Genomic DNA, 25,982 nt, shown 5'->3' on the forward strand with positions numbered 1-25,982 from the left:
TAATTCAAGTGAATTTGTTTGAAAGAAGAACTTTAAAAGCTTTATTTTCACCCGATAAAATACCCATAAAACAAGAGGAAGCTCAAATGAGCTTCCTCTTGTGAAAAATTGTGGGACAGCAGTGACCCTTGGGTTCCTTTTTTTATGTGCTGCTTAAAAGCAACATGCGTCGCAGATTAAGCTGTTTTTTGAATGCGACAGTAGAAGAAGCCATCACCATAACCCACTTTCGGGAAAAGTTGACGACCATGGATTTGTTCAACGCCCCAATCTGCTTCAATTTTAATTTCTTGGGCATTGGCATGATTGGCAAAGAACTCAACCATTTGCTGTTCATTTTCAGCTTTTAAAATCGAGCAAGTGATGTAAAGCAAGGTGCCGCCGACTTTAAGCTGTTTCCACATGTTTTCCAAAATTTGCTTTTGTAACACAACGGTTTTCGCAATGTCGCCCGATTGACGCAATAAACGAATGTCCGGATGACGACGCATTACGCCGACAGCAGTACATGGCGCATCGAGCACGATGCAATCAGCAAGTTCAGGCGCAGTATAGGTGACAGCATCGGCAGTTTGGATTTCGACATGTTTACCATCGAGATCCAAACGATCAAGGTTTTCAACCACACGTTTCAGGCGCTTTTCATCTTGATCCAGTGCGATGAGTTTCTTCGGTTGGAAGGTCTCTAAAATGTGTGCGGTTTTTCCACCCGGCGCAGCACAAGCATCAATCACAAATTTACCATCGAGATTTGGTAATAGTGTTGCACACAGCTGAGCATGTTCATCTTGTACTGAAAAACCACCTGCTTCAAAGCCCGGCAAACTTGGAATATGTAGACTTTCATCCATCACAATACCGACATTTGACAGTTCACAGCGATGTGCATCGATGCCTTCATCTTCCAAAATACCGAGGTATTCGTCACGGCTCACTTGGCGTGTATTGACACGTAAAGTCAGTGGCGCAATTTGTTTAAGCTCATAGCTGAGTTCATCAAATTGTTCACCCCAGTCTTTTTTCAAACGTTTGGTTAACCAACTTGGTAAATTGGTGGCTTGTTCAAGTACGTCGTAGAACTGTTCTGTTTCACGTGTTGCGCGGCGCAAAATTGCGTTGATTAAGCCACTTAGACTGCCCATACCCAATTGTTTTGCAGCCTCTACCGTTTCAGAGATTGCGGCATGAGCTGCGACACGGGTACACAACAATTGGTACAAACCAAGGTATAAACAGGTTTCAACCACTTGGTTATCTACCGGTTTAGACAGTAATGGTAAAGTCAGTTGTTTCAATGCATACCATTGACGTAAACAACCGAGCACCAATTCGTGGAATAAAGCACGGTCTTTATCAGACACAATATTCATTTGCTGCGCGAGTACCGATTGCAGCGATTGACCATTTTGGACAGCCAATAACGTCTTCACTACCTGAGCACGTAAATTAAGGTCTCGGGTCGAGGCGTTGGGAGATTGCTTCATTATAAAATTTGTCCAATAGTCAATTTTTGGGTTTGTAAAATTTGTACAGGGTTGAGTGGTTTAGCACCCGGCCATTGTAAAGAGGTCAAAATAATCACGCTGCCATTGGCGCAAGCAACGTGTATGCCTTTTTTGTCGATGGCGATGATTTCACCTGCTTGAGCATTCGGTGCAGATGCATTTGAAAGTTCAGAATGCCAAACACGTAAATTGTTTTGTTCATCCAACTGAATAAATGCCACCGGCCACGGGTTAAAGGCGCGAATGTTACGATCGATTTGTACAGCATCGATGGACCAATCAATTTTTGCTTCAGCTTTTGAAAGCTTATGTGCATAAACCGTTAATGCTTCGTCTTGGATTTCACGGCTGTCCAGATATTGCTGCAATGTTTGTTCAGTATCTAAAACGGCAACAATAGCAGTTGCACCTTGCTCTGCAAGTTTGTCATGCAAAGTTGCAGAGGTATCCGTTGCTTCAATCGGGCAGATGGTTTTATACATCATGTCGCCTGTATCGAGTCCGGCTGCCATTTTCATAATGGTGACACCCGTTTCAGTATCACCTGTAGCGATGGCACGTTGAATCGGTGCGGCACCACGCCAACGTGGCAGCAATGAACCATGAATATTCAGACAGCCATATTTCGGGGTATCTAACACCACTTGCGGCAAGATCAAACCATAGGCTGCAACCACCATAACATCGGCATTTAAGGCTTTTAATTCCGCCTGTGCGGCTAAACCTTCTTCAGTCGATGATTTGAAATGAAGGGGTTGGTAAACAGGAATATCATGTTCAAGTGCTAAGACTTTAACAGCGGATGCAGTTAATTTTTGTCCACGACCTGCTTTGCGGTCAGGTTGAGTGTATACCGCAACAATTTCATGTTGTGTTTTGAGCAATGCAGCTAATGCTGTTGCGGCAAATTCTGGTGTACCGGCAAAGATGATTTTCAAAATGAATGAACCGAATTTGTGTTGAATATGTGGATTATAGCAAAGGATTAAAGCGTAATTTAGAACATTAGAAATTGATTTTTGCAACTTTGAAGCTGTCCAAGCTCAATGATTTCATAACCCAAAATAGAAATTTTGCAATTTTTAAATAAATTATATTTATATAAAATTTAAAAATTATTCATGAAAGTTTTGTATTGTGCAGCCTTTGATGGCGGTATAGTAGATTTCAGTTAAAAGATTTTTGTCGTCAAATCACTCGGTTTTATTTATAGACCCATCTGCCCAAATCTCAGCTTAAAAAGCCATCTTTAAAAACAATGGCTTGGTGTATGATAGGTTTAAAATTCGACTGATTTTACATCATTGTCAGTATGATTTAGCCAGAGTGAATCTGCAGGGTTCATTTCAAGCTCAAACTTTGTTGGAAATATAAAATGCCTGACTATCGTTCAAAAACATCGACACACGGAAGAAATATGGCGGGTGCGCGCGGCTTATGGCGTGCAACTGGTATGAAAGATGAAGACTTCGGTAAACCAATTATTGCTGTCGTGAACTCATTTACCCAATTTGTACCGGGTCACGTTCATCTTAAAGACCTTGGTCAACTTGTGGCGCGTCAAATTGAGCAAGCAGGCGGTGTTGCTAAAGAATTTAACACCATCGCAGTCGATGACGGTATTGCGATGGGCCATGACGGCATGCTGTATTCATTGCCTTCACGTGACTTGATTGCAGACTCTGTTGAATACATGGTGAGCGCACACTGTGCCGATGCCATGGTATGTATTTCCAACTGTGACAAAATTACTCCAGGGATGTTGATGGCGGCAATGCGTTTGAACATTCCAGTGGTATTTGTCTCTGGTGGTCCAATGGAAGCGGGTAAAGTTAAAATCCGTGGTAACGACAAAGCCATCGACTTAATTGATGCCATGATTGTGGCTGCAGATGACAACTATACTGATGAAGAAGTTGCTGAATACGAACGCTCTGCATGCCCAACTTGTGGTTCATGCTCAGGTATGTTCACTGCAAACTCAATGAATTGCTTAACAGAAGCATTGGGTCTGTCTTTACCGGGTAATGGTTCTACGCTTGCAACCCATGCCAACCGTAAAAAATTATTTGAAAAAGCTGGTCAATTGATCGTAGAAATTACCAAACGTCACTACGAACAAGATGATTACAGCGTATTGCCACGTGAAATGGTAACCAAAGCATCGTATGAAAATGCCATGACTTTGGACATCGCAATGGGTGGGTCAACCAACACCGTTCTGCATTTATTAGCAGCTGCAAATGAAGCTGGTGTTGATTTCACCATGGACGACATTGACCGTTTGTCTCGCAAAGTGCCTGTTCTATGTAAAGTTGCACCTGCGAAAAACGACGTGCATATGGAAGATGTACACCGTGCTGGCGGTATCATGTCCATTCTCGGTGAATTAGACCGTGCAGGCTTATTGGACACATCTGTAGGTACTGTTCACGAAGTAAGCTTAAAAGATGCTTTAGATAAATGGGACATTATCCGTACTGAAAATGAAGACGTTTACCAATTCTTCCGTTCAGCGCCGGGCGGTGTACCAACGCAAACTGCATTCTCACAAGATCGATATTACCAACGACTAGATGGTGACCGTGAAAATGGCGTGATCCGTAATGCTGAACATGCGTTCTCGAAAGACGGTGGCTTAGCTGTGCTTTACGGCAACATTGCGCTCGATGGTTGTATCGTAAAAACTGCGGGTGTAGATGATTCAATCTTGAAATTCAACGGTACTGCACGTGTGTTTGAAAGCCAAGATTCAGCAGTAGAGGCGATCTTGGGCAATGAAATCAAAGCCGGTGATGTGGTTGTGATTCGCTATGAAGGCCCACGTGGTGGTCCGGGTATGCAAGAAATGTTGTACCCAACCAGCTACTTAAAATCGAAAGGTCTAGGCAAAGAATGTGCATTATTGACTGACGGTCGTTTCTCGGGCGGTTCGTCAGGCCTGTCTATTGGTCACGTTTCACCTGAAGCAGCAGAAGGTGGTGCAATTGGTTTGGTGGAAGATGGCGATTTAATCGAAATTGATATTCCAAACCGTACCATCAACCTTGCTGTTGATGAAGCAACCATGGCCGCTCGCCGTGCAGCGCAAGAAGCCAAAGGTTGGCATCCAGTTGAAGAGCGTCCACGCAAAATTTCGAAAGCATTGAAAGCGTATGCAATGCATACCACGAGTGCGGCGAAAGGCGCAGTACGTGAAATCTAAACTTTAGATGTTTAATTAAAAAGCACTCCACATGGGGTGCTTTTTTAATTTACATCTACATAACTTGCATTGGATACGAGGAAATGTCATCCGCAACTGTCTGAGGCAAACGGTAATTTAAAAGTGAATGTTTCTGCGATCATTTTTTTAGTTGCAAACAGTTGCCGAGTTTTGCGGATGACAAATGGTTTTGGTTACTTTTGCCGAAACAAAAGTAACATACGAGCTCCGAAAATTAGCTTTTATAGAGGTAAGACTCCGCTGTAATCAGCTTTTAAATGAAATAATGGGACAATAATTCTAAGTTATAGATTTCTTAATCTGATTAAAAATAATGTTTCTTGAAGCAAATAAATAAAATTTAATAATTAGTGGATGTCATTAAAATTCTAAAAAGACAGCCTCGAATAGTAGCTATAATTTATATGGCTTTGTGTAGGCAATCCCTTACTTTTGAAAGATCAAAAGTAACAAAAATCTTTTGTTCTCCTGATATGGCATCCCTGCCATACAGGAAAACAGCGACATCCATGTCGTTTTGTCATGTGATTGAATGGTATTGCATGCGCTAAAAATCTTTTTTGTTGAGATGTAATTTCTTTTACATGCCGAGCGCTTTCTATACAATAAATTTAAAAGAACCCGCCAAAGCTGAAGCCAAAATCAGCCATCGCCAAGGAACAACAATGAGTAAAAATAATATCCGCGAACATTCTGCTCCTGTTTATGAAGGCATAGAGAATGCGCCTGCACGTTCCATGATGCGTGCCACGGGCTTCCAAGATGCAGACTTTAAACGCCCATTTATTGGTATTGCTTCGACTTGGGCCAATGTCACGCCGTGTAATATGCATATTGATGGCTTGGCGCGTGAAGCTGAAAGTGGGGTGAATGCTGCAGGCGGGAAAGGCATTATTTTCAATACCATCACCATTTCTGACGGCATTTCCAACGGTACAGAAGGCATGAAGTATTCATTGCTATCGCGGGAAATCATTGCCGATTCCATTGAAGCTGTGTTGGGCTGTCAGGCCTATGATGGCGTAATTGCCATAGGCGGCTGCGACAAGAATATGCCAGGCTGTATCATGGGTTTGGCGCGATTAAACCGTCCGAGCCTGTTTATTTATGGTGGCACCATCAAACCCGGAGCAGGGCATACCGATATGATTTCGGTATTTGAAGCAGTCGGTCAGCACGCCAAAGGCGAAATCAATGAAATTCAAGTGAAGCAGATTGAAGAAGTCGCGCTGCCGGGGCCGGGTTCGTGCGGCGGTATGTATACGGCCAATTCGATGGCTTCAGCGATTGAAGCCTTAGGCATGAGCTTGCCAGGTTCATCGGCGCAGGAAGCAGTTTCAGCAGATAAAATTGAAGATTGCCAACGCGCAGGTGAAGCCGTGATGAACCTGCTGCGTCTCGATATTAAGCCGCGCGACATTATGACCAAAGCCGCTTTTGAAAACTCGATTAAAGTGCTGATTGCTTTAGGCGGTTCAACCAATGGCGTACTGCATTTGATTGCCATGGCGCATACCGCAGGCGTGGAACTGTCTTTGGATGATTTTGTGCGTATTGGCAAAGATATTCCTGTGGTGGCCGATGTGCGCCCATCGGGTAAATATTTAATGTCGGAACTGATTGCCATTGGCGGCATTCAGCCGCTCATGAAACGCATGCTGGATGCCGGCATGCTCGACGGTTCTTGCCTCACCGTTACGGGCAAAACTTTGGCGGAAAACTTAGCCGATGTAGAGGATTATCCTGAAGGACAGCAAATTATTTTGCCGTTTGATGCGCCAATTAAAAAGGATTCACATTTGGTGGTACTCAAAGGAAATTTGTCGCCGACGGGTGCAGTGGCTAAAATTACCGGTAAAGAAGGGCTGTATTTTGAGGGGCCTGCGCGGGTATTTGAGGGTGAGCAGGGTGCCATGCGCGGTATTTTAGATGGCGAAGTACAAGAAGGTGAAGTGGTGGTGATCCGCGGTGTTGGGCCAAAAGGCGGGCCGGGTATGCCGGAAATGTTAAAACCGACTTCAGCGATTATTGGTAAAGGTCTAGGCCAATCTGTTGCACTGTTGACTGATGGGCGTTTCTCGGGCGGCAGCCATGGTTTTGTGATTGGGCATGTGACACCAGAAGCCTATGAAGGAGGCCCAATTGGCTTGGTTAAAAACGGCGATAAAATTTCAATTAACGCTGAAACCCGTGAAATGACTTGGCATGTGGCTGAGGATGAAATTGCTGCACGTCGCGCGGCCTGGGTCAAACCGAAACCAAACTATACCCACGGCGCTTTGGCTAAATTTGCCAAGTTGACCTCTGGTGCGGAAAAAGGTGCGGTGACTGACCTAAATCTAGACGTCTAATCCATTGTTAAACATTGAACATTCAGCCCTGACTTGATATAAGTTTTGCACAAGGCTTATATCTCATTTAAAACAGCTTCATAATAGAAGTTGAATTTTAAGCATGTGCTGGCAGGTTCGGTACAATTCATCATTTTGAGGCAAAAAACGCATGTCACTGTTACGCCGTTGGTTCGATCCAATCCGATCGAGTTGGTTTTATCAGAAACCGACCCGACAAGCGGTGTTACCCACGGAACAAGGTCTGAGTGTTTATCTTCGACTGGATGATGTTTATAGCTATTTGGCTGCGCAGCAACTGCCTCAATTAGAAGAAATTCTCAGTGATGAAATTAAACCACTAAAAGTGATTATTTGTCGTCAGAGTGCTGAACCTCCTAATCAAATGTCCTCGATAGAATGGCAACAATATTGTCTGAATGATGCCCAAATTTTAGCGCGGCAGCATCGTTTTAGTTTCCATGAAACACCTGAACAGCCTACCGCTGAAGCTTTAGAACAAGCCGAAATTATTCTAAAAAATACCCCATTACGCGGCCAAGACTTTCTCTATTTACTTGAAGATGTATTCCACATGCTCTGGCAAAAACAGTATGGCAAGCTGAGAACACTGTACGCGATGGCCAGCCGTCATCATAAAGCGCAAGATTTTCCAGAACGGATTTTTTCTGACTTAGCAATTTTGACGGGGTATTTTGAGTTTGGTGAACGTAAGTACCATGCTGTAGATGATTTACTGCGTTTAACACGCCGTTTAAAACAACAAAAACTCCTGACAGATAATCCGATCTTTATGATCAATCATATTGAATGGCGTGAGCACCTGATCAGTGATGCAGAAGAGTTAAATGAAATTCAGGGACTTGATCCTGAGCTTGATCTCTATATCGCGATGGAAGATCCGATATCATGGTTATTATTGGCTTATATTCGTGAAGAATTGGCGGATTATTATAATATTCAGTTGAATGTGTATCCATTGTCGTATCACGGTCGTGATCTGTTTGACTGGAGTTTGGCAACACGTCTGTCTAAACGGACCGAAGTTAAGTTCACGCCATTTTGCCGGCCTACAGAAGCTGCGACATTAGCTATGTCACAGCTTTACTACAGTGCGCCCGAAGAGCAGCGTATTGATGCGATGTATCGCATTTTGGAGGCTGTATGGACCAAAGGGCGTGATTTATCCTTCAAAGCACATTTTCAGGCTTTACAGTATGAGTTAGAGATTTCTGAACTGATCACTGAGGATATTGCTGAAAAATTAAAAGAAAATGATATGCACTGTGAGATGAAGTCACAGCCCGATTTTCCTGTTTTAGAATTACGTATTGCAGGTCAAAGCTATGTATTTAATAGTTTATATCGCGTTTGGATGATTGAAAGTATTTTCAGTAATGTGTTAGAAGAGAAGTATAAAAGTGAAAACACCGCTGAAAGTGAAGCCAGAGAAGATGAAGAAAGAAAAAGTTGAGTCATTAGAGCAAGCCCGCGCACAGATTGATGTGATTGATCAGGGAATTATTGAGCTCATTGCTGCACGTCAGTTTTATGTCGATCAAGCGGTGCGTTTTAAGCGTTCAGTACAGGATGTTCAATCACCAGAACGTGTCGAAGCGGTGATTAGTAAAATTCGTCTACAAGCCACAGAGCACGGTGTAAATGCAGATATTGTGGAACGTTTATACCGCGATATGATTCAGCATTTTATTCAACGTGAGTTGAAAGAGATTCGACCATAGTTAGGGCGGATTTGATGTTATTCCCAAGTAGAAATGTCCTATATGGACATTTCCAAGTCAAGCACAGGATTTAGATTTCGTTGTTCAATCGCTGTTTTCTGTGCTTGTCTACGTGGCATCTTTTGAGAACGATTGCGTTTGTTTTGGTGTTCCAGTTGTTCATGCTGTTGTTGAATATGTGCCAGCACAGAACCCAAACGTTTATTCTCAACGATCTCTCTCTGGTTGAGCTGACTTAATTTATCAAAGATGCTGTAATTGATTTTTCTTCCCTGATATTCAATGGCTACAGTACCATCCGGATATTCCAGGAACTCAAGATACTTGCCGCCCAATCTTTGATTTTCTTCGCTGTTTTCCAAGATATATACGCATTTATCATAAGTAATCGTCAAGCTGTTCGTGACCCTGCGGGGTTCACGCCAGGTAAAAACATCATCTAATTCTTCGGCTGTTTCAGCGATAGGCCGATGTAGATCCTTGGAATTAAAAGCCATCTTGGCGAATTTACGATTAAATTGCTCAATAAAGCACGGCAGCCACTTATTGGCATCTGCAATTGAACTTGATGCCTTCTAGACGCATCTCCTTAATCAGACGATCCTGAAGTGTTCTATTCGCTCGTTCTACACGACCTTTGGCTTGAGGGGAGTTAGCAAAAATGATATCGATATTGAGAGTGCTCAGAACACGTCCAAACTGGGTAATCTTGGTGTCTTTCTTGCTACTTTGATTCACCCTAAAAACTGAATGTTTGTCACTGTAAAATGCCAATGGCTTACCATGCTGTTCGATATATAAACGTGTCGAAATCATATAGTCAAAGGCTGACTCTGACGCACAGAAGCGTAAATGCTGCAATTTTCCTGTGGCATCATCGATAAATACCAGTAGGCAGCACTTGGCAGAACGGCCTTCAAACCAATCATGGTGTGAGCCATCAATTTGGATCAATTCACCATAACAATCTCGGTTATAACGAGGCTGATATGGTCGTTTCAGGCGCTTGCAGCGAGGGATCCATAAATCGGCTGCAATCATCCAAGAACGTAGTGTTTCCACTGAAATATCAAATCCATGAACAGTGGTGAGCTTTTCATGCGCTAAAGTGGGTCCGAAACCATAAAGTTGATCTGAAACAATATTGAGACACTTAAGTCTGAGTTCTTCAGGAAGTTTAGAATTGCTGATTTGGCCACGAGCGGCATGGGCTAATGCAGCGGGACCTTGAGCTTTGTATTTCTGCAGTAAGCGTCTGATCTGACGTTCTGAGATATGAAGTAGCTGAGCAGCCTGAGGTTGAGTTATGCGTTGATCGCAGATTTCTTGCAAGACCGACAATCGTTTAAGTTCTTTATCCGACATAGACACCAACATATCAAACCGTCCGCTTCGATAATCGCAAAAGCGCATATTCTAAAAGCGGACATTTTTACTTTGGAGAAACCGGACATTTCTACTTTGGGCTTACAAAAGCATTTCGTATAACCTCTATTATGTTAAATAGAATAGAAAACCTTTTAAATTTAGTGTCAAATTATAGATAAATATTTTTTATAACTTGATAAAAAATATAATGTTTAATTTATTATATTGATAATTAATTTAATAAGCTTTAAAAAAATATGGATTTCGATAGTACTACTCAATTACCCACAAAATTCTTAAATAAACTTTCTGAAGTTATTTCAGTAGATCCTAGTGATATTGTTAAAGATGCACAGTCTAAAGGGTTACCTATTGCGAAAATAGAAGACTTTACAACAGAGATTATTTGTAAAAATTATCGACGAATTGAAGATATTTCTAGCTCATATGGTAACTATGCAGCAAGAAATAGTGCAATAACTGGACTAGCTTCTGGAGTTGGTGGTGTAGCAACAATGGTAACCATTGGTGGCGTTGATATTGTAAATATGGCAGCGCAATTGTATAGGCTGAATCAAAGAGTTGCATATTTGAATGGCTTTGATCCTAATAATCCACATGATGCAGAACTAGCCAGAGAAATTTATTTATTTTCATTGGGATTTGATAAAGCTGCTGTTGCAGGTGTGCAAGCTATGATGAATAGGGCTGCTCAAATTGCAGGAAAATCTGGAGCAAAATCAAATCCAGTTCTTAAACTGATCATGGTCGTTGCATCAAAATTAGCACCCAAAATGACAACTAAACAAGCCGCAAAATTTATTCCTGTTGTTGGTGGTATCTTGGGTGGGGGTATTAATTTTGCATTTGCTAAATATGCATCAAGTGAAATTCAGAAAAGATATAAAGAAGAGTTTTTTAGAAAAATGCAAACAGAATCTATAAATTCTTAATTTTATAAGTTCATACGTTCTAGGAGAGTGAAAATGGGGTTTTGGAATAGTGTTTCTAGTCTTGCAAAAGGTGCAGGTCAAGCTATGCAGGAAAAAATGAAAGAACAACAATATGAGGCATGGCGAAAGTTTCAAAGCCTTCCAGCAGAAAGGTTAATTGATTATATAGGGCAACATGAAGGTGGGACATCAAGAGCATTAGCTATTTTAGCATTATCATTAAAAAATCGTTCTGCCGCACAACGTTTTGTAGATGATAGTACTAAAAGCTCACTTGAGCACATGAGAAAGAGGTTGGCTTTAGAGGAGCATAAGGATGCTGAAGAACAGCGGCGTGCTATTGATTCATTATTTAGAGGGTATTAAGACTATTCAACAATGGTGTTTTAGTTCTTCTAAAATTAACATAATACACGTTATGCGAAGTCAAAAATGGGAGCTCTAAGCTCCCATTTTTAGTCTTTAATGCGCTTTTTCGCTTCGTCATAAACTATGCTGTCAGCTCGTTTCCCAACCGTAATGAGCAAGATAACTACCTGATCATCTTTAACTTGATAAACTAGTCGGACTCCAGCCTTTAATAATTTAATTTTGTAGCAACCTGCAAGATCACCTCTAAGCATATTCTTTGGAATATGCGGCTGCTCTATGACCTTGGCAAGTTTTTTCTTAAATTGATCTCTAATAGCACTAGGAAGCTTTTCCCATTCAGCTGTGAAGTCCTTATGACGTAAAAGCTTATAAGTCATCTAAAGTAATTTCCTCAAACATTTCTTTAGGATCATTAATACGTTTACGAACAATCGCTAATAGCTCGGTATCCTCTTCTGAGAGTAAGGCTTTTTGTACAGGGAGTTTCCCAGTCGCTGCAATGTATTCAAGGACATTTGTAAAAAACTCAGTAGGTGCAATACCTTGTTCTCTTAGAACTGAATAAGATTTTTCTTTAAGGGCTTCATCGACCCTGAAGTTAACAGTAGCCATTATTTTTCCTATTTATTGAATGCATAGGAATATTGTAATGCAAGTTGCATTACATGGCTAGTTCGTATAATCGCCATTATGTTAAATGGAGAGAAAATTAGTCTAAAATTCTTATATATTCTTTTTGTACCCCAGTTAAGATACTCACAAGTTGTTTCTTTAAATTATCAGCATCTTCTTTATAATCAGTATTCCAATCATTCCATTCAGTTGGTCTGTTAGCTAAATCCCAATCGCATAAAGCTAACCCATTTATTACTTCCATATCGAAAATTAAAGTACCTAATTGCTCCTGCATTTCTATAGGGAAATTATCTTTAAAACCATCGTAAATATTTTCAACATTTTTCGTAAATTCAGCATAGTGGTAATGAGTTTCTGTGGATCTCGAATAGTTCTGTACAAATTCTAAAAGTTCATTCATTTTATTTTCCCTTACCATCAATTTTCCCATGCGATACTGTAACCACATCGCCTCGTTTATTAGTTACCACTGTGACTGATGGTTTTGCTGCAACTCGTGGTGTGCCACTATTTTCTCCACCTGCTCTACCCATGAAAAAATTTATCAATGGTGTATTAATAGAAACAGCATTCCAAAATCAATTTAATGATCATAGGAATAACGTAAATTGAAGAAAAAAATTGGAATTTTTATCATCCTTATAGGCCTAATTATGGTAATAGCTGCTAATTTTGAAAAGAAATATGAAACTCAGATCAGTATTGACTTAGATGAAGATATAAGGAAAGATAATTTAAAAATAATAATAAATACATATGGTTATTTACTAGATGGTTATGAGCCAAGTAAACATATTGGTCAGACAAATACGTATTTATTTTTATATAAGGATGCTCAGATTCAAGATTATAGAAATACTAAAATCAATAAATATAGTGATTATTATATCTACGCTAAATATGGAAATAAGTATGCAAAAATGAAGTATACAAACTCTTTAGTTATGGGAAATAATGAAACTTCTATAAAAATTTTTATTAAAAAATTTAATAATTTATATTACATTTCTTCAAGTAATATAACACCCAGTATTGAAGCTATTTCAGAAAATTCCTTTAAAGACATAGATGCTTTCAAGAGTAATAAGCATGACATTAAGATGTTAGGCTATCTAGATAAGCCTTAATTATTATGTTTACCTTAAGTCTAATTTATGAATTTTTTTATAAATGCTTAATATTAATTTCCTGTTGGAAAGCCATGAAACATCCATTGTATTCCCAATAAGATTACTAAAATGAGGATCACCCAAACAATAATCTTTAACATATACATTTTGTAAGTTTTCCTAAAATTAACATAATACACGTTATACGAAGTTGAAAAATTGAGGTATATAATTAATTTTTATGTATTTTTTTAAAATTTAAAGCCTAGACTTCGGTCTAGGCTTTTTCAATTGATATAGTCAGTCTAAATTAGATAATAAATTATCCAGTTCCTTCATTTGTGCTTTATTTGAGGTATTAAATCTAGTTTCACCGTAGCATATTACTGAGTAGTCATCTTTGGCGTCATCTTTGCAGCTAGTAAGATACTCTTGTACATACGCTGCCGATTTTATATCTGACAGTGGGAACTCATTTTTTCCAAGTACTGAATTAACATAGTTAATATCATGATAATCCTCTTTATACTTCATAACTAAATCTTGAGTATCATTAAAATATACTTCTAGATTCTTACTCTCCAAAGAATGTACATCGTCTGGAAGCACAATATAAAAATTAGTATTTAAAGTGTCATTTAGCATTTTCGTGATCCTATCAATTGATAATTCTGACCAATCAATAGCAGTCAGATGTGATTTATATACAAATATTTTTTCAATAGAGAGAGAGCGTTTTAAATCTTTTTCGAGAAGATTTTTCTTATTAACATATAGGTTTAAAAGTCTTTTACTTTCAAACCCATAGTATAGAGCTATCAAATTATGGGCATGAGAAAGACCTAAGTTAAATCCTAAAGATTCAAACTTTTTAATTAGTAAATAGGCTTTTTCTGAAAATAAAGCTAGACGCTTCTTTGAGTTTTCTTGAGGCATAACTATTCCTATAAACCGTAAGATTTTTTCCCAGTGAACCATTATTTCAGGGTAATCATACGTATAGAAAAGCTATTTTTAAGATGAAATTAGTCCCGATATCGGTAGGTTCTACTCATGGAGGACAAGACCATGAATATTAGCCTATAAAATTATTAATTGATTGTCAACTGAAGCTAGATAGACATAATTTTATTGCGAATTTTTAGGTATATAACAATCGATTATTGAATATTTCTAAAATTAACATAATACACGTTATACGAAATTCTTGAAATTTTACTATAAGTATCAATATCTTATTGAAAACCGTTCCAGTAAACAGCATATTGGAACGGTTTTTATATTACTATTCAACCAATACGCTTATAACTTATTCAAAATCAGAAGAGTTTGTTTAGCCCATCTACGCTATCTGCTTTAGACGCTATAACCTAGCCTCAACTTTTTATTGAGGCTCTATTCCAAAAACACTGATTTTTCAAAGCGCCTGAATTGCATAGCATAGAACCAATTCTTCAGCGAGTTTCGCCATGATTTGGTTCGTCATCACAGTTTTTGCAATTGCAGGTCTGATTAAAGGCACGATTGGGTTAGGCCTGCCTGCGGTATCGATGGGCTTACTTACCATTGTGATCAGTCCATTTCAGGCAGCCACATTATTAATCATTCCATCTATGGTCACCAACTTTTGGCAACTATTTGCTGAAGGGCAGGTATTGCGCCTAATTCAACGCTTTTGGCCCTTGTTACTTGGGATTATCGTCGGTTCAATTTGGAGTATTTTTCCAACTTTAGGACATGGTGAATTTAAAAGTGAAGCTTTACTGGGGGGCATGTTGGCACTATACGGACTGTATGGGCTTTGTGCCAAAAGCTTGCCGAACTTTGCACCACATGAAAAATGGCTATCTCCAATGATCGGTTATCTTGGTGGAGCGCTGACTGTTGCGACAGGTGTGGTGGTGATCCCTGTGGTGCCATATTTGCAAGGTTTGCAACTGAAACGCGATGATCTCGTACAGTCACTCGGTTTGGCCTTTACCACGTCGACTATTTGTTTGGCAGTGTTCTTACAGCAAAATCCTGTGGAAGATCTTCCGATTGATTATGCCATGTCAGCCATGGCACTGGTTCCTGCGCTCATTGGTATGTGGGCAGGGAAAAAAATCCGTTACCGCATTCCAGAACAAAAATTCCGTAAGGTGTTTTTTATCGGGTTGATTGCCCTCGGTGGCTATATGATGCTGCACCAGTTTGGCGTGATTTAAAGCCTAGACTTGGCCATCTAAAGTAGATTTTTGTGACAGTAAAAACTGACTAAAATGCTGATAATTTAAGGGTAAATCATCAAAATTACGTGCGGTGAGGAGCAATTTTCGATTGGCCCAGTCACCGCTGAGCTCAACTTGTGCAAAGGCATACAAACTTATTAATCGTTGGGCCGCACGTTTTGGTATGATGGCAATGCCCACACCATTCGCCACCACTTGCGCGATCGCGGCAAAGTTCGGCAAACGTAGCCGATACTGAATTTCACAGCCGAATAATTTGGCTTGAGCCTCGATCGATTGTTGCAAGGAATGATATTGCATCAAACCGACAAAGGAATAATTTAAAATCTCTGCGGGTTTGACGCTAGATATCGAGGCCAATTCATGGGTTATAGGGCAGATCAGAACCAAAGGATCATCTGCAAACTCAAGTGTCTGTAGTTGTTCGGATTTAAAGAAACCAGAAATTAAGCCCAGTTGTGCATTACCTTGCTCTATCGCTGCAATGATGTCTTTAGACTCGGCTTCATGCAGCTCAATTTGTGTGTTGGGATTTTCTAGCAAATAGCGCGGTAGCAAGACCGGTAAATATTCACTTTGTGCAGATGAATTACACCATAAGGTCATATTGGAACTTAGCCCATGGGCAAAGGGCCGCATAGCGTGTTCTAATTGTTGCCCCTCACCTAAGATGCGCTGCGCATGTTCAACCAAGGTTTGACCGGCAAGAGTCAGTTTGACCCCTTTGGCTTGGCGAGTGAACAGAGCCGTGCGGTAATGCTGTTCGAGTTTTTTAATCCGTTCACTGGCTGCTTGTAGCGAGATGGCAGAACGAGCAGCGCCTTTGGTCAGACTGCCGCTGTCTACAATGTGCAGCACCAATTGAAGGTCGAACAAATCCAGTCGCATATGGTGTATTCCTTAGCTAATGCCTTATCTTACCGAAAGAGCAGCTATAAAAAAAAGCGACCTTTCGGCCGCTTTTCAAATGAATGTTGTATTCTTTTTTAAATGCTTTGGAGGCTTATTCTGATTTATCGCCCAAGCTAAAGAACCAATTCAAAATCAGCGCTGCAAATGTAGCAGTACCAATACCACCTAAGTTGAAGTTACCGAATTGAAGTGCAAAGTCACCTGTACCTAAAATAATCGTGACTGCTGCCACCATCAGGTTTTTGTTTTTTGAAAAATCAACTTTGTTTTCAATCCAAATTTTCGCACCTGCAATGGTAATTAGACCAAATACAACAATCGATGCACCTGTCAAAATGGCTTGCGGAATGGTATGAATAATCGCACCAAACTTTGGAGAAAGACCAAGGAAGATGGCGAATACACCTGCAAATACAAACACGATGGTCGAGTAAACACGCGTTACTGCCATCACACCAATATTTTCGCCATAAGTGGTCATACCCGGACCGCCGACACCGCCTGAAAGTGTGGTTGCAACACCATCTGCAACGAAGGCTTTACCAATGTGCGGATCAAGATTTTCGCCTGTCATCGCGCCCACAGCTTTAATGTGACCTAAGTTTTCAGCCACCAAAATCAAAGCAATCGGTGCAATGATGAGCATGGCATTGAAGTCAAACACGGGTGAATGGAAGTGCGGAACACCAAACCAAGCCGCTTCTTGTACGGGAACGAAATTGATTGGTGTGCCATGACCCATGACATTGGAAATGATGTAATACACCAAGTAAGCGAGTAGAAGGCCAACTAAGAGTAATAGACGTTGTAATAAACCTTTGGTGAACACAGCAATTGAACCCATACATAGTACGGTTACTAAAGCCATCCACATATTAAAGTTATTACCGGCAACCCCTTTAATGGTCACTGGAGCAAGGTTGAGACCAATGATCATCACCACTGCACCTGTAACGACAGGTGGCATGAGTTTTTCAATCCAACGGGTACCCGTTGCCATCACGATAAAACCAAAAATGGCATATAAAATACCGCAGGCCATAATCCCGCCAGCAGCCATCGCGATATTGGCATTTGGCGCGCCAGTACCTGACGCTGCATAACCTGTTGCGGCAATGACCACACCAATAAAGGCAAAGCTTGAGCCCAAATAACTTGGTACACGACCACCAGTCATAAAGAAGAACAAGATGGTACAGATGCCCGACATTAAAATTGCAAGATTGGCATCAAAGCCCATCAAAAATGGCGCAAGGACCGTTGCACCAAACATTGCAAAGGCATGTTGTATCCCCAATACAACACTTTGCACCGGAGGTAGGTACTCATTTGTACCTACAGGACGTGCATCAATATTGCCTTCGTACGGGCGCCATTTGGGAAACCAATTGGACATAAAATGAGCACTCAATAGATAAATTGTGCACATCATACTCTTGTTTTTTAGAAGATTTAATCTCTTTTAAAAATATTTTGTTCAAACTAATTACATGACTTTACATGTAAATTTACCAAATGGTAAAAGTTTTAAGGGTGTAAAAAAGGCATTAAATCATGCAATTAATCAAATAGGATAAGAGTCAATACTTCATAAATTTTTCTTATTTTATATATTCCAAAATAAATTAAAACCAATATGACTGGTCAAAAAAAAAGCACACGGTTCTGTGTGCTTTTTGAAAACTTGGAAGATTTAGCCAGTGTTACGCAAACCTGCCGCAATACCCGCGATGCTGACCATCAACGCATGGTCGACTGGGGTATTTTCAGCTTGACGCTCGGCAAGGTATGCACGGCGGCGTTTCATTAGCTCGGCTTGTAGTAAATGTAGCGGCAATAAATAAGGCTTACGCACCTTCATGGATTGGTCGAGCACATCGTTACTGCTGAGTAATTTCGATTCACCTTTGAGTGCTAATAGCGTTTGTACCGCATCACGTAAACGCTGACGTAACTCTTCGCCCAACTGTTTGAGGTCTGCGTCATCAGTCAGATGAGACTCATAATACAGCGCCACATGACCATCGGCTTTGGACAAGACCATTTCCAACATATCAATCAGGGTTTGGAAATACGGCCATTGCTCTAACATTTCTTCGAGTGTCTGCTTTTGACCTTGATCAATCACTTGATTAATCGCAGCACCAGTACCGAGCCAAGCAGGTAGCATCAAACGGATTTGCGTCCATGCGAACACCCAAGGAATCGCACGTAATGACTCAATTCCACCGCTAACTTTACGTTTGGCTGGGCGTGATCCGAGCGGTAACATTTGTAGTTCCAGTTCTGGCGTTACAGTCCGTAGGTATTTTACAAAATGCGAATTTTCACGCACGGTTTGACGATACACCTGTACCGACAGATCCGTCATGCTGTGCATGAGCTGACGCCATTCCTGTTTCGGTTCAGGCGGTGGTAATAAGGTCGCTTCTAAGGTCGCTGCGGTGTAAATTTCTAAGTTTTGTAAGGCAATGCCTTCTAATCCAAACTTGAAGCGAATCATTTCCCCTTGTTCTGTGACACGGATTGCACCTGAAATCGAACCTGGTGGCTGTGAAAATAGGGCTTGCTGTGTCGGCGCACCACCACGGCTGATTGAACCGCCACGGCCATGGAATAATGTCAGTTGTATATCATGTTTTTTCGCAACTGCGGTTAATTCTTCCTGTGCACGATACTGCGCCCAGTTTGCCGACATAAAGCCCGCATCTTTGGCTGAGTCTGAATAGCCAATCATCACCTCGTGTTTACCCTGAATATGCTGCTTATACCAATGCATATTGAATAGGGTATTCATGGTACGGGCGGCACCATCCAAATCTTTTAAAGTTTCAAACAGTGGCACAACGCGTAGCGCTTGTTTGATGCCCGCTTCTTTTTGCAGTAACAATACGGCCAAGACATCACTCGGATGCTCTGCCATGGAAATAATATAAGCCCCTAAACTTTCAGGTGGTTGCTCTGCCAAAGTCCGCATGGTTGCAAAGACTTCTTGTACATCCGGATGTTCAATCAGGCTTTGTTTTGGCTCATTTAAAAACTTCGGTAGCAGTGGACGTTTGCTTTGCAGTTCCTGAATCAAGAAGTTTTGACGGGCTTGCTCCGTCCATGTTTCAAAATTGCCTAAACCTAAATATTCAGTAATGGCAGAAATCGCTTGGCGATGACGTGTGGATTCCTGACGAATATCTAATTTGAGTAATTCGATACCGAAACAATTCACTCGATGAATAAAGTCGAGTAACTGACCATTGGCAATTTCAGGTAAACCGCTGTCAATCAGTGAACGGTAGCAAACCAATAGTGGATCGAGCAGCTCATGTCGGCTTTTAATGACTTGACTGTCATCAGCATCTTCGCCACGGAGTTTCAGTGCCAACCAGTTACGCGTCGCTTTGAGGCGTTCACGCGCATCACGCAGGTATTCACGATAGGGTTCAGGGTGGAAATGGCCTAAGGCATCACTAAGCTCTTTACTACATTCTTGAATAGAGAGTTCCCAACGCAGGTCTTCCATATCGCGTAAATACAGGTCGGCAGCTTTCCAACGTGAAAGCCAAAGCACTTCTTGAGTAATGTTATGGGTGACGTTTGGGTTGCCATCACGGTCACCGCCCATCCAAGATGCAAAGCGCACAGGGGAAACATTTAAAGGCAACGTCTTGCCACAATGATCTTGAACCATGCCATCCAATTCACGCATGAATTTGGGTACAGCATTCCACAAGGTCTGTTCGATGGTTGTGAAACCCCATTTGGCTTCGTCGACAGGCGTCGGGCGATGTTGACGAATTTCATCTGTTTGCCATGCCGAGCAAATCAGTTGTTTTAAATCATCCAGTACGGCTTTGCGTTCGCGTGGCGTAAGTTTTTGTTGATCCATTTTAAACAGGCAATCATTAATCCCATCATATTTCTGGATCAAGGTACGGCGGCTGACTTCAGTTGGATGTGCAGTCAGGACCAGTTCAATTTTTAATTCACAGATTTGTTGGAACAGTTGTTCTGCACTGATGTTATTGCTTTTAAATTTTTCAAATAAATGATCCAGTGGATTCGGTGAGGGTGCCTGCTCATCAAACTCACTTTGGCGACGGCTACGCACAACATTGTACTGTTCGGCAATATTGGCAAAGTTGAGAAAGTGCGTAAATGCACGGGTCAGTGGCAGAATTTCTTCATCTTTTAAATTTAAAAATAATTGTTCTAACTGTTTTTCAGCTTCAACTTGTCCATCGCGCGCGCCTTTAGACAAAGCACGAATTTGCTCTACCTGATTAAACAAATCTTGTCCTGCATGCTGCTTTAGGGTTTCACCCAATAAATTGCCCAGTAAGCGCACGTCTTCACGTAATGGAGCATCAATTTGTTGAATCATTGGTTATTTCTCCGTGTATTCCTGTCTCGACTATACCCCGAAAGTGCTGTGGCAAAAGGGGGTACAGACAAAAGTCGGATGACTTTTCTAGGTAAATGAGCAATAGCTATGCCATTTGTTTCAGTTTAGCGTTGAAATATTTCAGAAAATGCTTAGCTCTGCGTGCTGAGTTGATATTTCAGCATAAAGATTTCGATGGCAGAGTGAATAATGGCTTGCCGCTCTGCTGCTTCAGGTACTGGGCGCATGCCCAATAAAACCTCTTGATGGCGTAGTCCCATCAGTAGCGACACAATCAGTTCAGTTTGTCGGGCAGGGTGATCCTGCTGAATGAAATTTAAAGCTGCTGCATCTTGAAAAAAGTTTTCCCAGACTTGGCGCATTTTTAAATGTGAGGCACGGAAAAACTGTTCCACCAAAGGACTGTGTTCGGCAGCCAACTCCAAAAGTAATAAATCCAGTTTAATGGCTTCAGGCAAATTCATGATGTTCAGCCCCAACTCACAAATTTCAACGAAAGCCTGCATAAAATGACTTTCGCTGTGCAGATGTCGCGGGCGGGTATTCAAAATATATTCACAGGTGTCTTCAATTGCACTGGTAAATAAAGTGGCTTTGCCCTGAAAATGGTTATAGACCGTCAGTTTGGTGACCCCTGCATGTTGCGCAATCTGATTCATGCTGCAACCGTGATAGCCCATTTCTAAAAATAATTGTTTTGCAGACTCTAAAATCCGTTGTCGTTTTTCTAAGTCTTTCGGGCGGCCGACATTCATTTGCTGAAAAAATTCCAAAAAAGGCGAAAAGGTCATTGATTTCGGATAATTAATCTAATTAATGTACCGCATGGTTTATTAATTAAAAAATAACCAAATTAATTGAATAATATTCTGCCCTAAAAAAGACTTTTTATTAAGAGCGAACTTCATGAGTACGATTAAGACCACAGTTGTCAGCATGATTATCGTTTGCAGTGTGACCTTATGGGGATGCAGCAAGGATAAAGCCCAAACGGAACAGGAAGTGCCATTTGTGATGGTAACTCAGCCGGGCGCCACACATTTTGAACAAAAAAGTTATGCGGGCAATGTACAAGCACGCCAGCAAACAGCTTTAGCTTTTCGGGTTGGCGGTCAAATCACTGAGCGCTATGTCGATGTTGGAGACCAAGTCCGAGTCGGGCAAGTCTTGGCAAAATTAGACGTCAAAGATGCACAGTTGCAACTGAATGCAGCACAAGCACAGCTTGAAAGTGCGCGTTCCGCTGCACAGATTGCTGAAGATGAACTAAAACGCTTTAAGCAATTATTGCCAGTCAATGCTGTGAGTCGTTCGCAGTACGATGCGGTGGAAAACCAATATAAAGCGGCACAGTCGAACTTAAAGCAAGCGCAATCCAATTATGATGTGAGTCGTAATCAGACCGGTTATAACCAATTAATTGCCAATAAAAATGGGGTCATTACTGAACGTAATATTGAGATTGGTCAAGTGATTGCAGCAGGACAACCAGCTTTTCAATTGGCGATTGCAGGTGAACGTGACGTGGTCATTGGTGTGCCTGAACAGGCTGTTGCTGAAATTAAAACAGGGCAGGATGCATGGGTTACCTTGTGGTCGAAACCACAGGAAAAATTTGCAGGCTATGTACGTGAAATTAGTCCTGCTGCCGATCAGTCTCGTACTTATAGTGTCAAAGTGGCATTACGTGAAGGCAATAGCGCCATTCAACTGGGGCAAAGTGCACGGGTATTTTTAACCAAAGCACAGCAGAATGTTTTGCATGTGCCGTTATCGAGTGTGTCTGCGAGTGGTCAGCAGGCGTATGTGATGGTGGTCAATGCAGATAATACGGTACGTAAAGTTCCAGTAAGTTTAGGCGAATATGGACGTGATAGCGTGCCCGTACTCAGTGGTTTGCAAGCAGGGGATTTTGTGGTGGTTGGCGGCGTGCATTTGCTCCACGAAAAACAAAAAATACAACCTGTTGATCGTGAAAATCGAGCGGTACACATTCAGGCAGGAGTTAAATAATGAATTTTAACTTGTCTGAGTGGGCATTGAAAAATAAAGGATTAATCCTTTATTTTATGATTCTGCTGGGCATCGTTGGGATATTTTCTTATTCCAAATTGTCGCAGAGTGAAGACCCGCCATTTACCTTTAAAGTCATGGTGATTCAGACCTATTGGCCTGGTGCAACAGCCAAAGAAGTTTCGCTACAGGTCACCGATCGGATTGAAAAAGAACTGATGACCACGGGGCAGTATGAACGCATTATGGCATATTCACGTCCGGGTGAATCCATGGTGACCTTTGTAGCCAAGGACAGTTTACGTTCGCAGCAAGTCCCCGATGTTTGGTACACCGTGCGTAAAAAGGTCAATGATATTCGCCATCAATTACCATCTGGTGTGCAAGGTCCTTTCTTTAATGATGAGTTTGGTGACACCTTCGGTAATATCTATGTGCTCACCGGCAAAGACTTTGACTATGCCACCATGAAGGAATATGCCGACCGTTTACAGCTCCAGTTACAACGAGTCAAAGACGTTGCGAAAGTGGATTTGATTGGTCTACAAGATCAAAAAGTTTGGATTGAAATTTCCAACACCAAAGCTACGCAAATGGGCATACCTGTGACGGCGATTCAACAAGCCTTGCAGCAGCAAAACACAGTTGCCAGTGCCGGCTTTTTTGAAACCAATTCAGACCGGATTCAAGTGCGTGTCAGCGGCAATTTACAAAACATTGATGAACTGCGTCAGATGCCTTTATTGGTGAATGGTCGAACCATTCAATTGGGTGATGTAGCAGATGTACATCGGGGCTTTAGTGATCCACCACAGCCGCGTATGCGTTTTATGGGTGAAAATGGTTTAGGCATTGCCGTGTCGATGCGTAAAGGTGGCGACATTCTGGCTTTGGGTAAAAACCTTGAAACAGAATTTGCCCGCTTGCAAAAAACCTTGCCCTTGGGCATGGAACTAAAAAAAGTGTCGGATCAGCCTGTAGCCGTGAAGCGCAGCGTCAATGAGTTTATGAAAGTCCTCGCTGAAGCCGTGATTATCGTTCTGTTGGTAAGCTTCTTCTCTTTGGGTTTCCGTACGGGACTGGTTGTAGCATTTTCCATTCCCTTGGTCTTGGCAATGACCTTTGCCGGTATGCAGATGTTTGATGTCGGTTTGCACAAGATTTCTTTAGGAGCATTGATTCTCGCACTCGGTTTATTGGTGGATGATGCGATTATTGCTGTCGAAATGATGGCGATCAAAATGGAGCAGGGCTATAGCCGATTACAAGCCGCCGGACATGCATGGCGGACGACTGCATTTCCAATGCTGACAGGAACACTGATTACTGCGGCAGGCTTTTTGCCGATTGCCACAGCCGCATCGAGCACAGGGGAATACACTCGCTCGATTTTCCAAGTGGTCACTATTGCATTGGTGGTGTCATGGTTTGCAGCAGTGCTGTTTGTACCCTATTTGGGGGATAAATTACTACCCGACTTCAACAAAGATTTGGTACAAAAAGCCCCATGGTATCAGCGCCTGTGGGCACGTTTGCGCAAACAACCTGAACCTCAGCCGATGGTGCATCATGCCGGCGAACATCACGATCCTTATCAGTCGCCGTTTTATCAACGTTTCCGTGGGTGGGTCGATACTTGTGTGACCTATCGGAAAACGGTGATTGCCGCGACGGTTGGCATCTTTGTTTTATCGATTTTAATGTTTAAAACCGTACCACAGCAGTTCTTCCCACCGTCAAACCGTGCTGAAATTTTAGTGGATTTAAAGCTTGAAGAAGGTGCATCTCTGAAAGCCACAGAAGCGGCCGTAAAAAAAGTCGAAGCGTTCTTGTCGAAAAAACAAGGCATTGATAATTTTGTGGCTTATGTGGGGACAGGTTCGCCGCGGTTTTATTTACCTCTAGATCAGCAGTTACCCCAAGCCAGTTTTGCTCAGTTTGTGGTATTGGCTTCATCTTTAGATGATCGCAATGAGATCCGTCAGTCATTAGCAGAAGAAATTCGTAAGCTTTTACCTGAAGTACGTACTCGGGTTTCACTTTTAGAAAATGGTCCACCTGTGGGTTATCCATTGCAGTTCCGCGTGTCGGGTGAAGATCTGAGCTTGGTGCGTGAGTGGGCACAACGTGTGTCTGCAAAAGTCAGTCAAAACCCGAACACTACCAACGTGCATTTGGATTGGGGTGAGCCAAGCAAAGTCATTAAACTGGACATCGACCAAGATCGCGCACGTCAAATGGGGGTTTCCAGTCTAGATCTGTCCAATTTCCTGAATAGTTCAATCAGTGGTGCAGTGATTAATCAGTATCGTGAGAAACGAGAGCTGATTGAAATTCGGATGCGTGGTGATCAAGCGGAGCGATTGGATGTCGGTTCGCTCAGCAGTTTGGCAGTACCGACCAGCAATGGTGGTTCAGTGCCATTGGCGCAGATTGCGAAAATTGAGTATAGCTTTGAAGAAGGTTTGATTTGGCATCGTAACCGTTTACCGACCATTACTGTGCGCGCGGATATTCGCAGTAAATTGCAACCTGCAACGGTGGTGGGTGAGTTAAAAGATTCATTTGATCAGCTACGTGCAGAGATGCCGAATGGTTATCTACTCGAAGTAGGCGGCACTGTGGAAGAGTCAGCACGAGGTCAAACTTCTGTAAATGCGGGCATGCCATTATTTCTCGCAGTTGTCATGACTTTGTTGATGATTCAATTACGCAGCATGTCACGGGCGATGATCGTATTTTTAACTGCACCTTTGGGCATTATTGGCGTGGTGTTATTCCTGTTGTTGTTCAATAAACCCTTTGGTTTTGTGGCGATGCTCGGCACGATTGCACTGTCAGGAATGATTATGCGCAATTCACTGATTTTGATTGATCAGATTGAACAAGATATTCAGTCCGGGGAGTCGGCTTGGGATGCGATTATCAATGCGACGGTACGTCGTTGCCGTCCCATTGTGTTGACTGCATTGGCCGCTGTATTGGCGATGATTCCACTTTCTCGCAGTATTTTCTTCGGTCCAATGGCCGTGGCGATTATGGGTGGATTGATCGTGGCGACCCTGCTGACCTTGTTCTTTTTACCTGCGTTATATGCACAGTGGTTTAAAGTGAAAAAAACTCAGCAGAATCCTTAAAAGTGTCATAATATTGGGTGCGAAATAT

The 25,982-nt window shown here is 41.8% G+C and carries 20 protein-coding genes and 1 pseudogene; 10 read left to right on the plus strand and 11 right to left on the minus strand.

Annotated elements, in window-relative coordinates; genetic code table 11:
- Nucleotides 1-176 precede the first annotated feature (176 nt).
- Both rsmB and fmt read right to left on the minus strand, forming a co-directional pair.
- Nucleotides 177-1,484 carry a 16S rRNA (cytosine(967)-C(5))-methyltransferase RsmB gene (rsmB, locus tag FTT72_RS10810; RefSeq protein WP_180178344.1) on the minus strand — a complete coding sequence of 436 codons (1,308 nt, stop codon included), beginning with the start codon at nucleotides 1,482-1,484 and terminating at the stop codon, nucleotides 177-179.
- Entirely contained in the window at nucleotides 1,484-2,443 is a 960-nt protein-coding gene (fmt, locus tag FTT72_RS10815) for a methionyl-tRNA formyltransferase (RefSeq protein ID WP_180178345.1), read from the minus strand. Before fmt ends, rsmB begins: the two co-directional genes overlap by 1 nt.
- Before the next feature lie 437 nt (nucleotides 2,444-2,880).
- On the opposite strand from fmt, the gene ilvD (FTT72_RS10820) reads away from it, so the two are divergent.
- The 4 genes from ilvD (FTT72_RS10820) (at nucleotide 2,881) to FTT72_RS10835 (ending at nucleotide 8,824) form a co-directional block, all read left to right on the plus strand.
- The gene (gene ilvD / locus FTT72_RS10820; RefSeq protein ID WP_180178346.1) at nucleotides 2,881-4,710 is read left to right on the plus strand and encodes a dihydroxy-acid dehydratase; all 1,830 of its coding nucleotides are present in this window, start codon (nucleotides 2,881-2,883) and stop codon (nucleotides 4,708-4,710) included.
- A gap of 686 nt (nucleotides 4,711-5,396) precedes the next feature.
- Complete coding sequence (gene ilvD / locus FTT72_RS10825) at nucleotides 5,397-7,082, plus strand: dihydroxy-acid dehydratase (protein WP_180009589.1); 1,686 nt, start codon at nucleotides 5,397-5,399, stop codon at nucleotides 7,080-7,082.
- 151 nt (nucleotides 7,083-7,233) lie between these two features.
- A complete protein-coding gene (locus tag FTT72_RS10830; protein WP_180178347.1) occupies nucleotides 7,234-8,556 on the plus strand; it encodes a hypothetical protein in 1,323 nt (440 codons plus the stop codon).
- Nucleotides 8,537-8,824, plus strand: coding sequence for a chorismate mutase (locus FTT72_RS10835; protein WP_078191648.1), 288 nt, complete (start codon nucleotides 8,537-8,539; stop codon nucleotides 8,822-8,824). Before FTT72_RS10830 ends, FTT72_RS10835 begins: the two co-directional genes overlap by 20 nt.
- 38 nt (nucleotides 8,825-8,862) lie before the next feature.
- On the opposite strand, the pseudogene FTT72_RS10840 reads toward FTT72_RS10835, so the two are convergent.
- A pseudogene (locus FTT72_RS10840) lies at nucleotides 8,863-10,189 on the minus strand (ISNCY family transposase).
- A 260-nt stretch (nucleotides 10,190-10,449) separates the two neighbouring features.
- Here FTT72_RS10840 and FTT72_RS10845 point away from each other — a divergent pair.
- Both FTT72_RS10845 and FTT72_RS10850 read left to right on the plus strand, forming a co-directional pair.
- Nucleotides 10,450-11,145, plus strand: coding sequence for an EcsC family protein (locus tag FTT72_RS10845; RefSeq protein WP_180009703.1), 696 nt, complete (start codon nucleotides 10,450-10,452; stop codon nucleotides 11,143-11,145).
- Between the two features lie 33 nt (nucleotides 11,146-11,178).
- Complete coding sequence (locus tag FTT72_RS10850) at nucleotides 11,179-11,511, plus strand: hypothetical protein (RefSeq protein WP_180009702.1); 333 nt, start codon at nucleotides 11,179-11,181, stop codon at nucleotides 11,509-11,511.
- 89 nt (nucleotides 11,512-11,600) lie between these two features.
- Here FTT72_RS10850 and FTT72_RS10855 read toward each other — a convergent pair whose 3' ends face one another.
- The 3 genes from FTT72_RS10855 to FTT72_RS10865 all read right to left on the minus strand — a co-directional run bounded on the left by FTT72_RS10855 (nucleotide 11,601) and on the right by FTT72_RS10865 (nucleotide 12,553).
- Complete coding sequence (locus FTT72_RS10855; protein WP_074947749.1) at nucleotides 11,601-11,894, minus strand: type II toxin-antitoxin system RelE/ParE family toxin; 294 nt, start codon at nucleotides 11,892-11,894, stop codon at nucleotides 11,601-11,603.
- Entirely contained in the window at nucleotides 11,884-12,129 is a 246-nt protein-coding gene (locus FTT72_RS10860) for a type II toxin-antitoxin system RelB/DinJ family antitoxin (protein WP_111885987.1), read from the minus strand. The genes FTT72_RS10855 and FTT72_RS10860 overlap by 11 nt, the downstream gene beginning before the upstream one ends.
- A 97-nt stretch (nucleotides 12,130-12,226) precedes the next feature.
- Nucleotides 12,227-12,553, minus strand: a complete 327-nt coding sequence (locus tag FTT72_RS10865; RefSeq protein WP_180009701.1) for a hypothetical protein — start codon at nucleotides 12,551-12,553, stop codon at nucleotides 12,227-12,229.
- Nucleotides 12,554-12,761: 208 nt separating this feature from the next.
- Between FTT72_RS10865 and FTT72_RS10870 the strand changes: the two genes are divergently transcribed.
- Entirely contained in the window at nucleotides 12,762-13,280 is a 519-nt protein-coding gene (locus FTT72_RS10870) for a hypothetical protein (RefSeq protein ID WP_257225760.1), read from the plus strand.
- 282 nt (nucleotides 13,281-13,562) lie between these two features.
- Here FTT72_RS10870 and FTT72_RS10875 read toward each other — a convergent pair whose 3' ends face one another.
- The gene (locus tag FTT72_RS10875) at nucleotides 13,563-14,198 is read right to left on the minus strand and encodes a hypothetical protein (RefSeq protein WP_180178348.1); all 636 of its coding nucleotides are present in this window, start codon (nucleotides 14,196-14,198) and stop codon (nucleotides 13,563-13,565) included.
- Nucleotides 14,199-14,731: 533 nt separating this feature from the next.
- On the opposite strand from FTT72_RS10875, the gene FTT72_RS10880 reads away from it, so the two are divergent.
- Complete coding sequence (locus FTT72_RS10880; RefSeq protein ID WP_180009544.1) at nucleotides 14,732-15,469, plus strand: sulfite exporter TauE/SafE family protein; 738 nt, start codon at nucleotides 14,732-14,734, stop codon at nucleotides 15,467-15,469.
- Nucleotides 15,470-15,472: 3 nt separating this feature from the next.
- Here the strand turns inward: FTT72_RS10880 and FTT72_RS10885 are convergent, their stop codons facing one another.
- The 4 genes from FTT72_RS10885 to FTT72_RS10900 all read right to left on the minus strand — a co-directional run bounded on the left by FTT72_RS10885 (nucleotide 15,473) and on the right by FTT72_RS10900 (nucleotide 21,559).
- Nucleotides 15,473-16,381, minus strand: coding sequence for a LysR substrate-binding domain-containing protein (locus FTT72_RS10885; RefSeq protein WP_180178349.1), 909 nt, complete (start codon nucleotides 16,379-16,381; stop codon nucleotides 15,473-15,475).
- A gap of 115 nt (nucleotides 16,382-16,496) precedes the next feature.
- Nucleotides 16,497-17,801, minus strand: a complete 1,305-nt coding sequence (locus tag FTT72_RS10890; RefSeq protein WP_078191643.1) for a solute carrier family 23 protein — start codon at nucleotides 17,799-17,801, stop codon at nucleotides 16,497-16,499.
- 297 nt (nucleotides 17,802-18,098) lie between these two features.
- Nucleotides 18,099-20,783 (minus strand): phosphoenolpyruvate carboxylase, encoded by a 2,685-nt coding sequence (gene ppc, locus FTT72_RS10895; protein WP_180178350.1) that lies wholly within the window; start codon nucleotides 20,781-20,783, stop codon nucleotides 18,099-18,101.
- Between the two features lie 152 nt (nucleotides 20,784-20,935).
- Nucleotides 20,936-21,559 (minus strand): TetR/AcrR family transcriptional regulator, encoded by a 624-nt coding sequence (locus FTT72_RS10900; protein ID WP_180178351.1) that lies wholly within the window; start codon nucleotides 21,557-21,559, stop codon nucleotides 20,936-20,938.
- A gap of 151 nt (nucleotides 21,560-21,710) precedes the next feature.
- On the opposite strand from FTT72_RS10900, the gene FTT72_RS10905 reads away from it, so the two are divergent.
- Nucleotides 21,711-22,817 carry an efflux RND transporter periplasmic adaptor subunit gene (locus FTT72_RS10905; RefSeq protein WP_180178352.1) on the plus strand — a complete coding sequence of 369 codons (1,107 nt, stop codon included), beginning with the start codon at nucleotides 21,711-21,713 and terminating at the stop codon, nucleotides 22,815-22,817.
- Complete coding sequence (locus tag FTT72_RS10910) at nucleotides 22,817-25,954, plus strand: efflux RND transporter permease subunit (RefSeq protein WP_180011059.1); 3,138 nt, start codon at nucleotides 22,817-22,819, stop codon at nucleotides 25,952-25,954. The genes FTT72_RS10905 and FTT72_RS10910 overlap by 1 nt, the downstream gene beginning before the upstream one ends.
- Nucleotides 25,955-25,982 lie beyond the last annotated feature (28 nt).

It is taken from the genome of Acinetobacter sp. YH01005 (assembly GCF_013420465.1).
Classification (GTDB): domain Bacteria; phylum Pseudomonadota; class Gammaproteobacteria; order Pseudomonadales; family Moraxellaceae; genus Acinetobacter; species Acinetobacter amyesii.

Coding starts and splice junctions, on each gene's coding strand:
- FTT72_RS10880 (WP_180009544.1), top strand. CDS start 14,732: ATGATTTGGTTCGTCATCACAGTTTTTGCAATTGCAGGTCTGATTAAA.
- FTT72_RS10905 (WP_180178352.1), top strand. CDS start 21,711: ATGAGTACGATTAAGACCACAGTTGTCAGCATGATTATCGTTTGCAGT.
- rsmB (WP_180178344.1), bottom strand. CDS start 1,484: ATGAAGCAATCTCCCAACGCCTCGACCCGAGACCTTAATTTACGTGCT.
- ilvD (WP_180009589.1), top strand. CDS start 5,397: ATGAGTAAAAATAATATCCGCGAACATTCTGCTCCTGTTTATGAAGGC.
- FTT72_RS10865 (WP_180009701.1), bottom strand. CDS start 12,553: ATGAATGAACTTTTAGAATTTGTACAGAACTATTCGAGATCCACAGAA.
- FTT72_RS10890 (WP_078191643.1), bottom strand. CDS start 17,801: ATGTCCAATTGGTTTCCCAAATGGCGCCCGTACGAAGGCAATATTGAT.
- FTT72_RS10830 (WP_180178347.1), top strand. CDS start 7,234: ATGTCACTGTTACGCCGTTGGTTCGATCCAATCCGATCGAGTTGGTTT.
- FTT72_RS10885 (WP_180178349.1), bottom strand. CDS start 16,381: ATGCGACTGGATTTGTTCGACCTTCAATTGGTGCTGCACATTGTAGAC.
- FTT72_RS10860 (WP_111885987.1), bottom strand. CDS start 12,129: ATGGCTACTGTTAACTTCAGGGTCGATGAAGCCCTTAAAGAAAAATCT.
- FTT72_RS10855 (WP_074947749.1), bottom strand. CDS start 11,894: ATGACTTATAAGCTTTTACGTCATAAGGACTTCACAGCTGAATGGGAA.
- FTT72_RS10835 (WP_078191648.1), top strand. CDS start 8,537: ATGAAGAAAGAAAAAGTTGAGTCATTAGAGCAAGCCCGCGCACAGATT.
- FTT72_RS10875 (WP_180178348.1), bottom strand. CDS start 14,198: ATGCCTCAAGAAAACTCAAAGAAGCGTCTAGCTTTATTTTCAGAAAAA.
- FTT72_RS10900 (WP_180178351.1), bottom strand. CDS start 21,559: ATGAATGTCGGCCGCCCGAAAGACTTAGAAAAACGACAACGGATTTTA.
- FTT72_RS10850 (WP_180009702.1), top strand. CDS start 11,179: ATGGGGTTTTGGAATAGTGTTTCTAGTCTTGCAAAAGGTGCAGGTCAA.
- FTT72_RS10845 (WP_180009703.1), top strand. CDS start 10,450: ATGGATTTCGATAGTACTACTCAATTACCCACAAAATTCTTAAATAAA.
- ppc (WP_180178350.1), bottom strand. CDS start 20,783: ATGATTCAACAAATTGATGCTCCATTACGTGAAGACGTGCGCTTACTG.
- FTT72_RS10910 (WP_180011059.1), top strand. CDS start 22,817: ATGAATTTTAACTTGTCTGAGTGGGCATTGAAAAATAAAGGATTAATC.
- ilvD (WP_180178346.1), top strand. CDS start 2,881: ATGCCTGACTATCGTTCAAAAACATCGACACACGGAAGAAATATGGCG.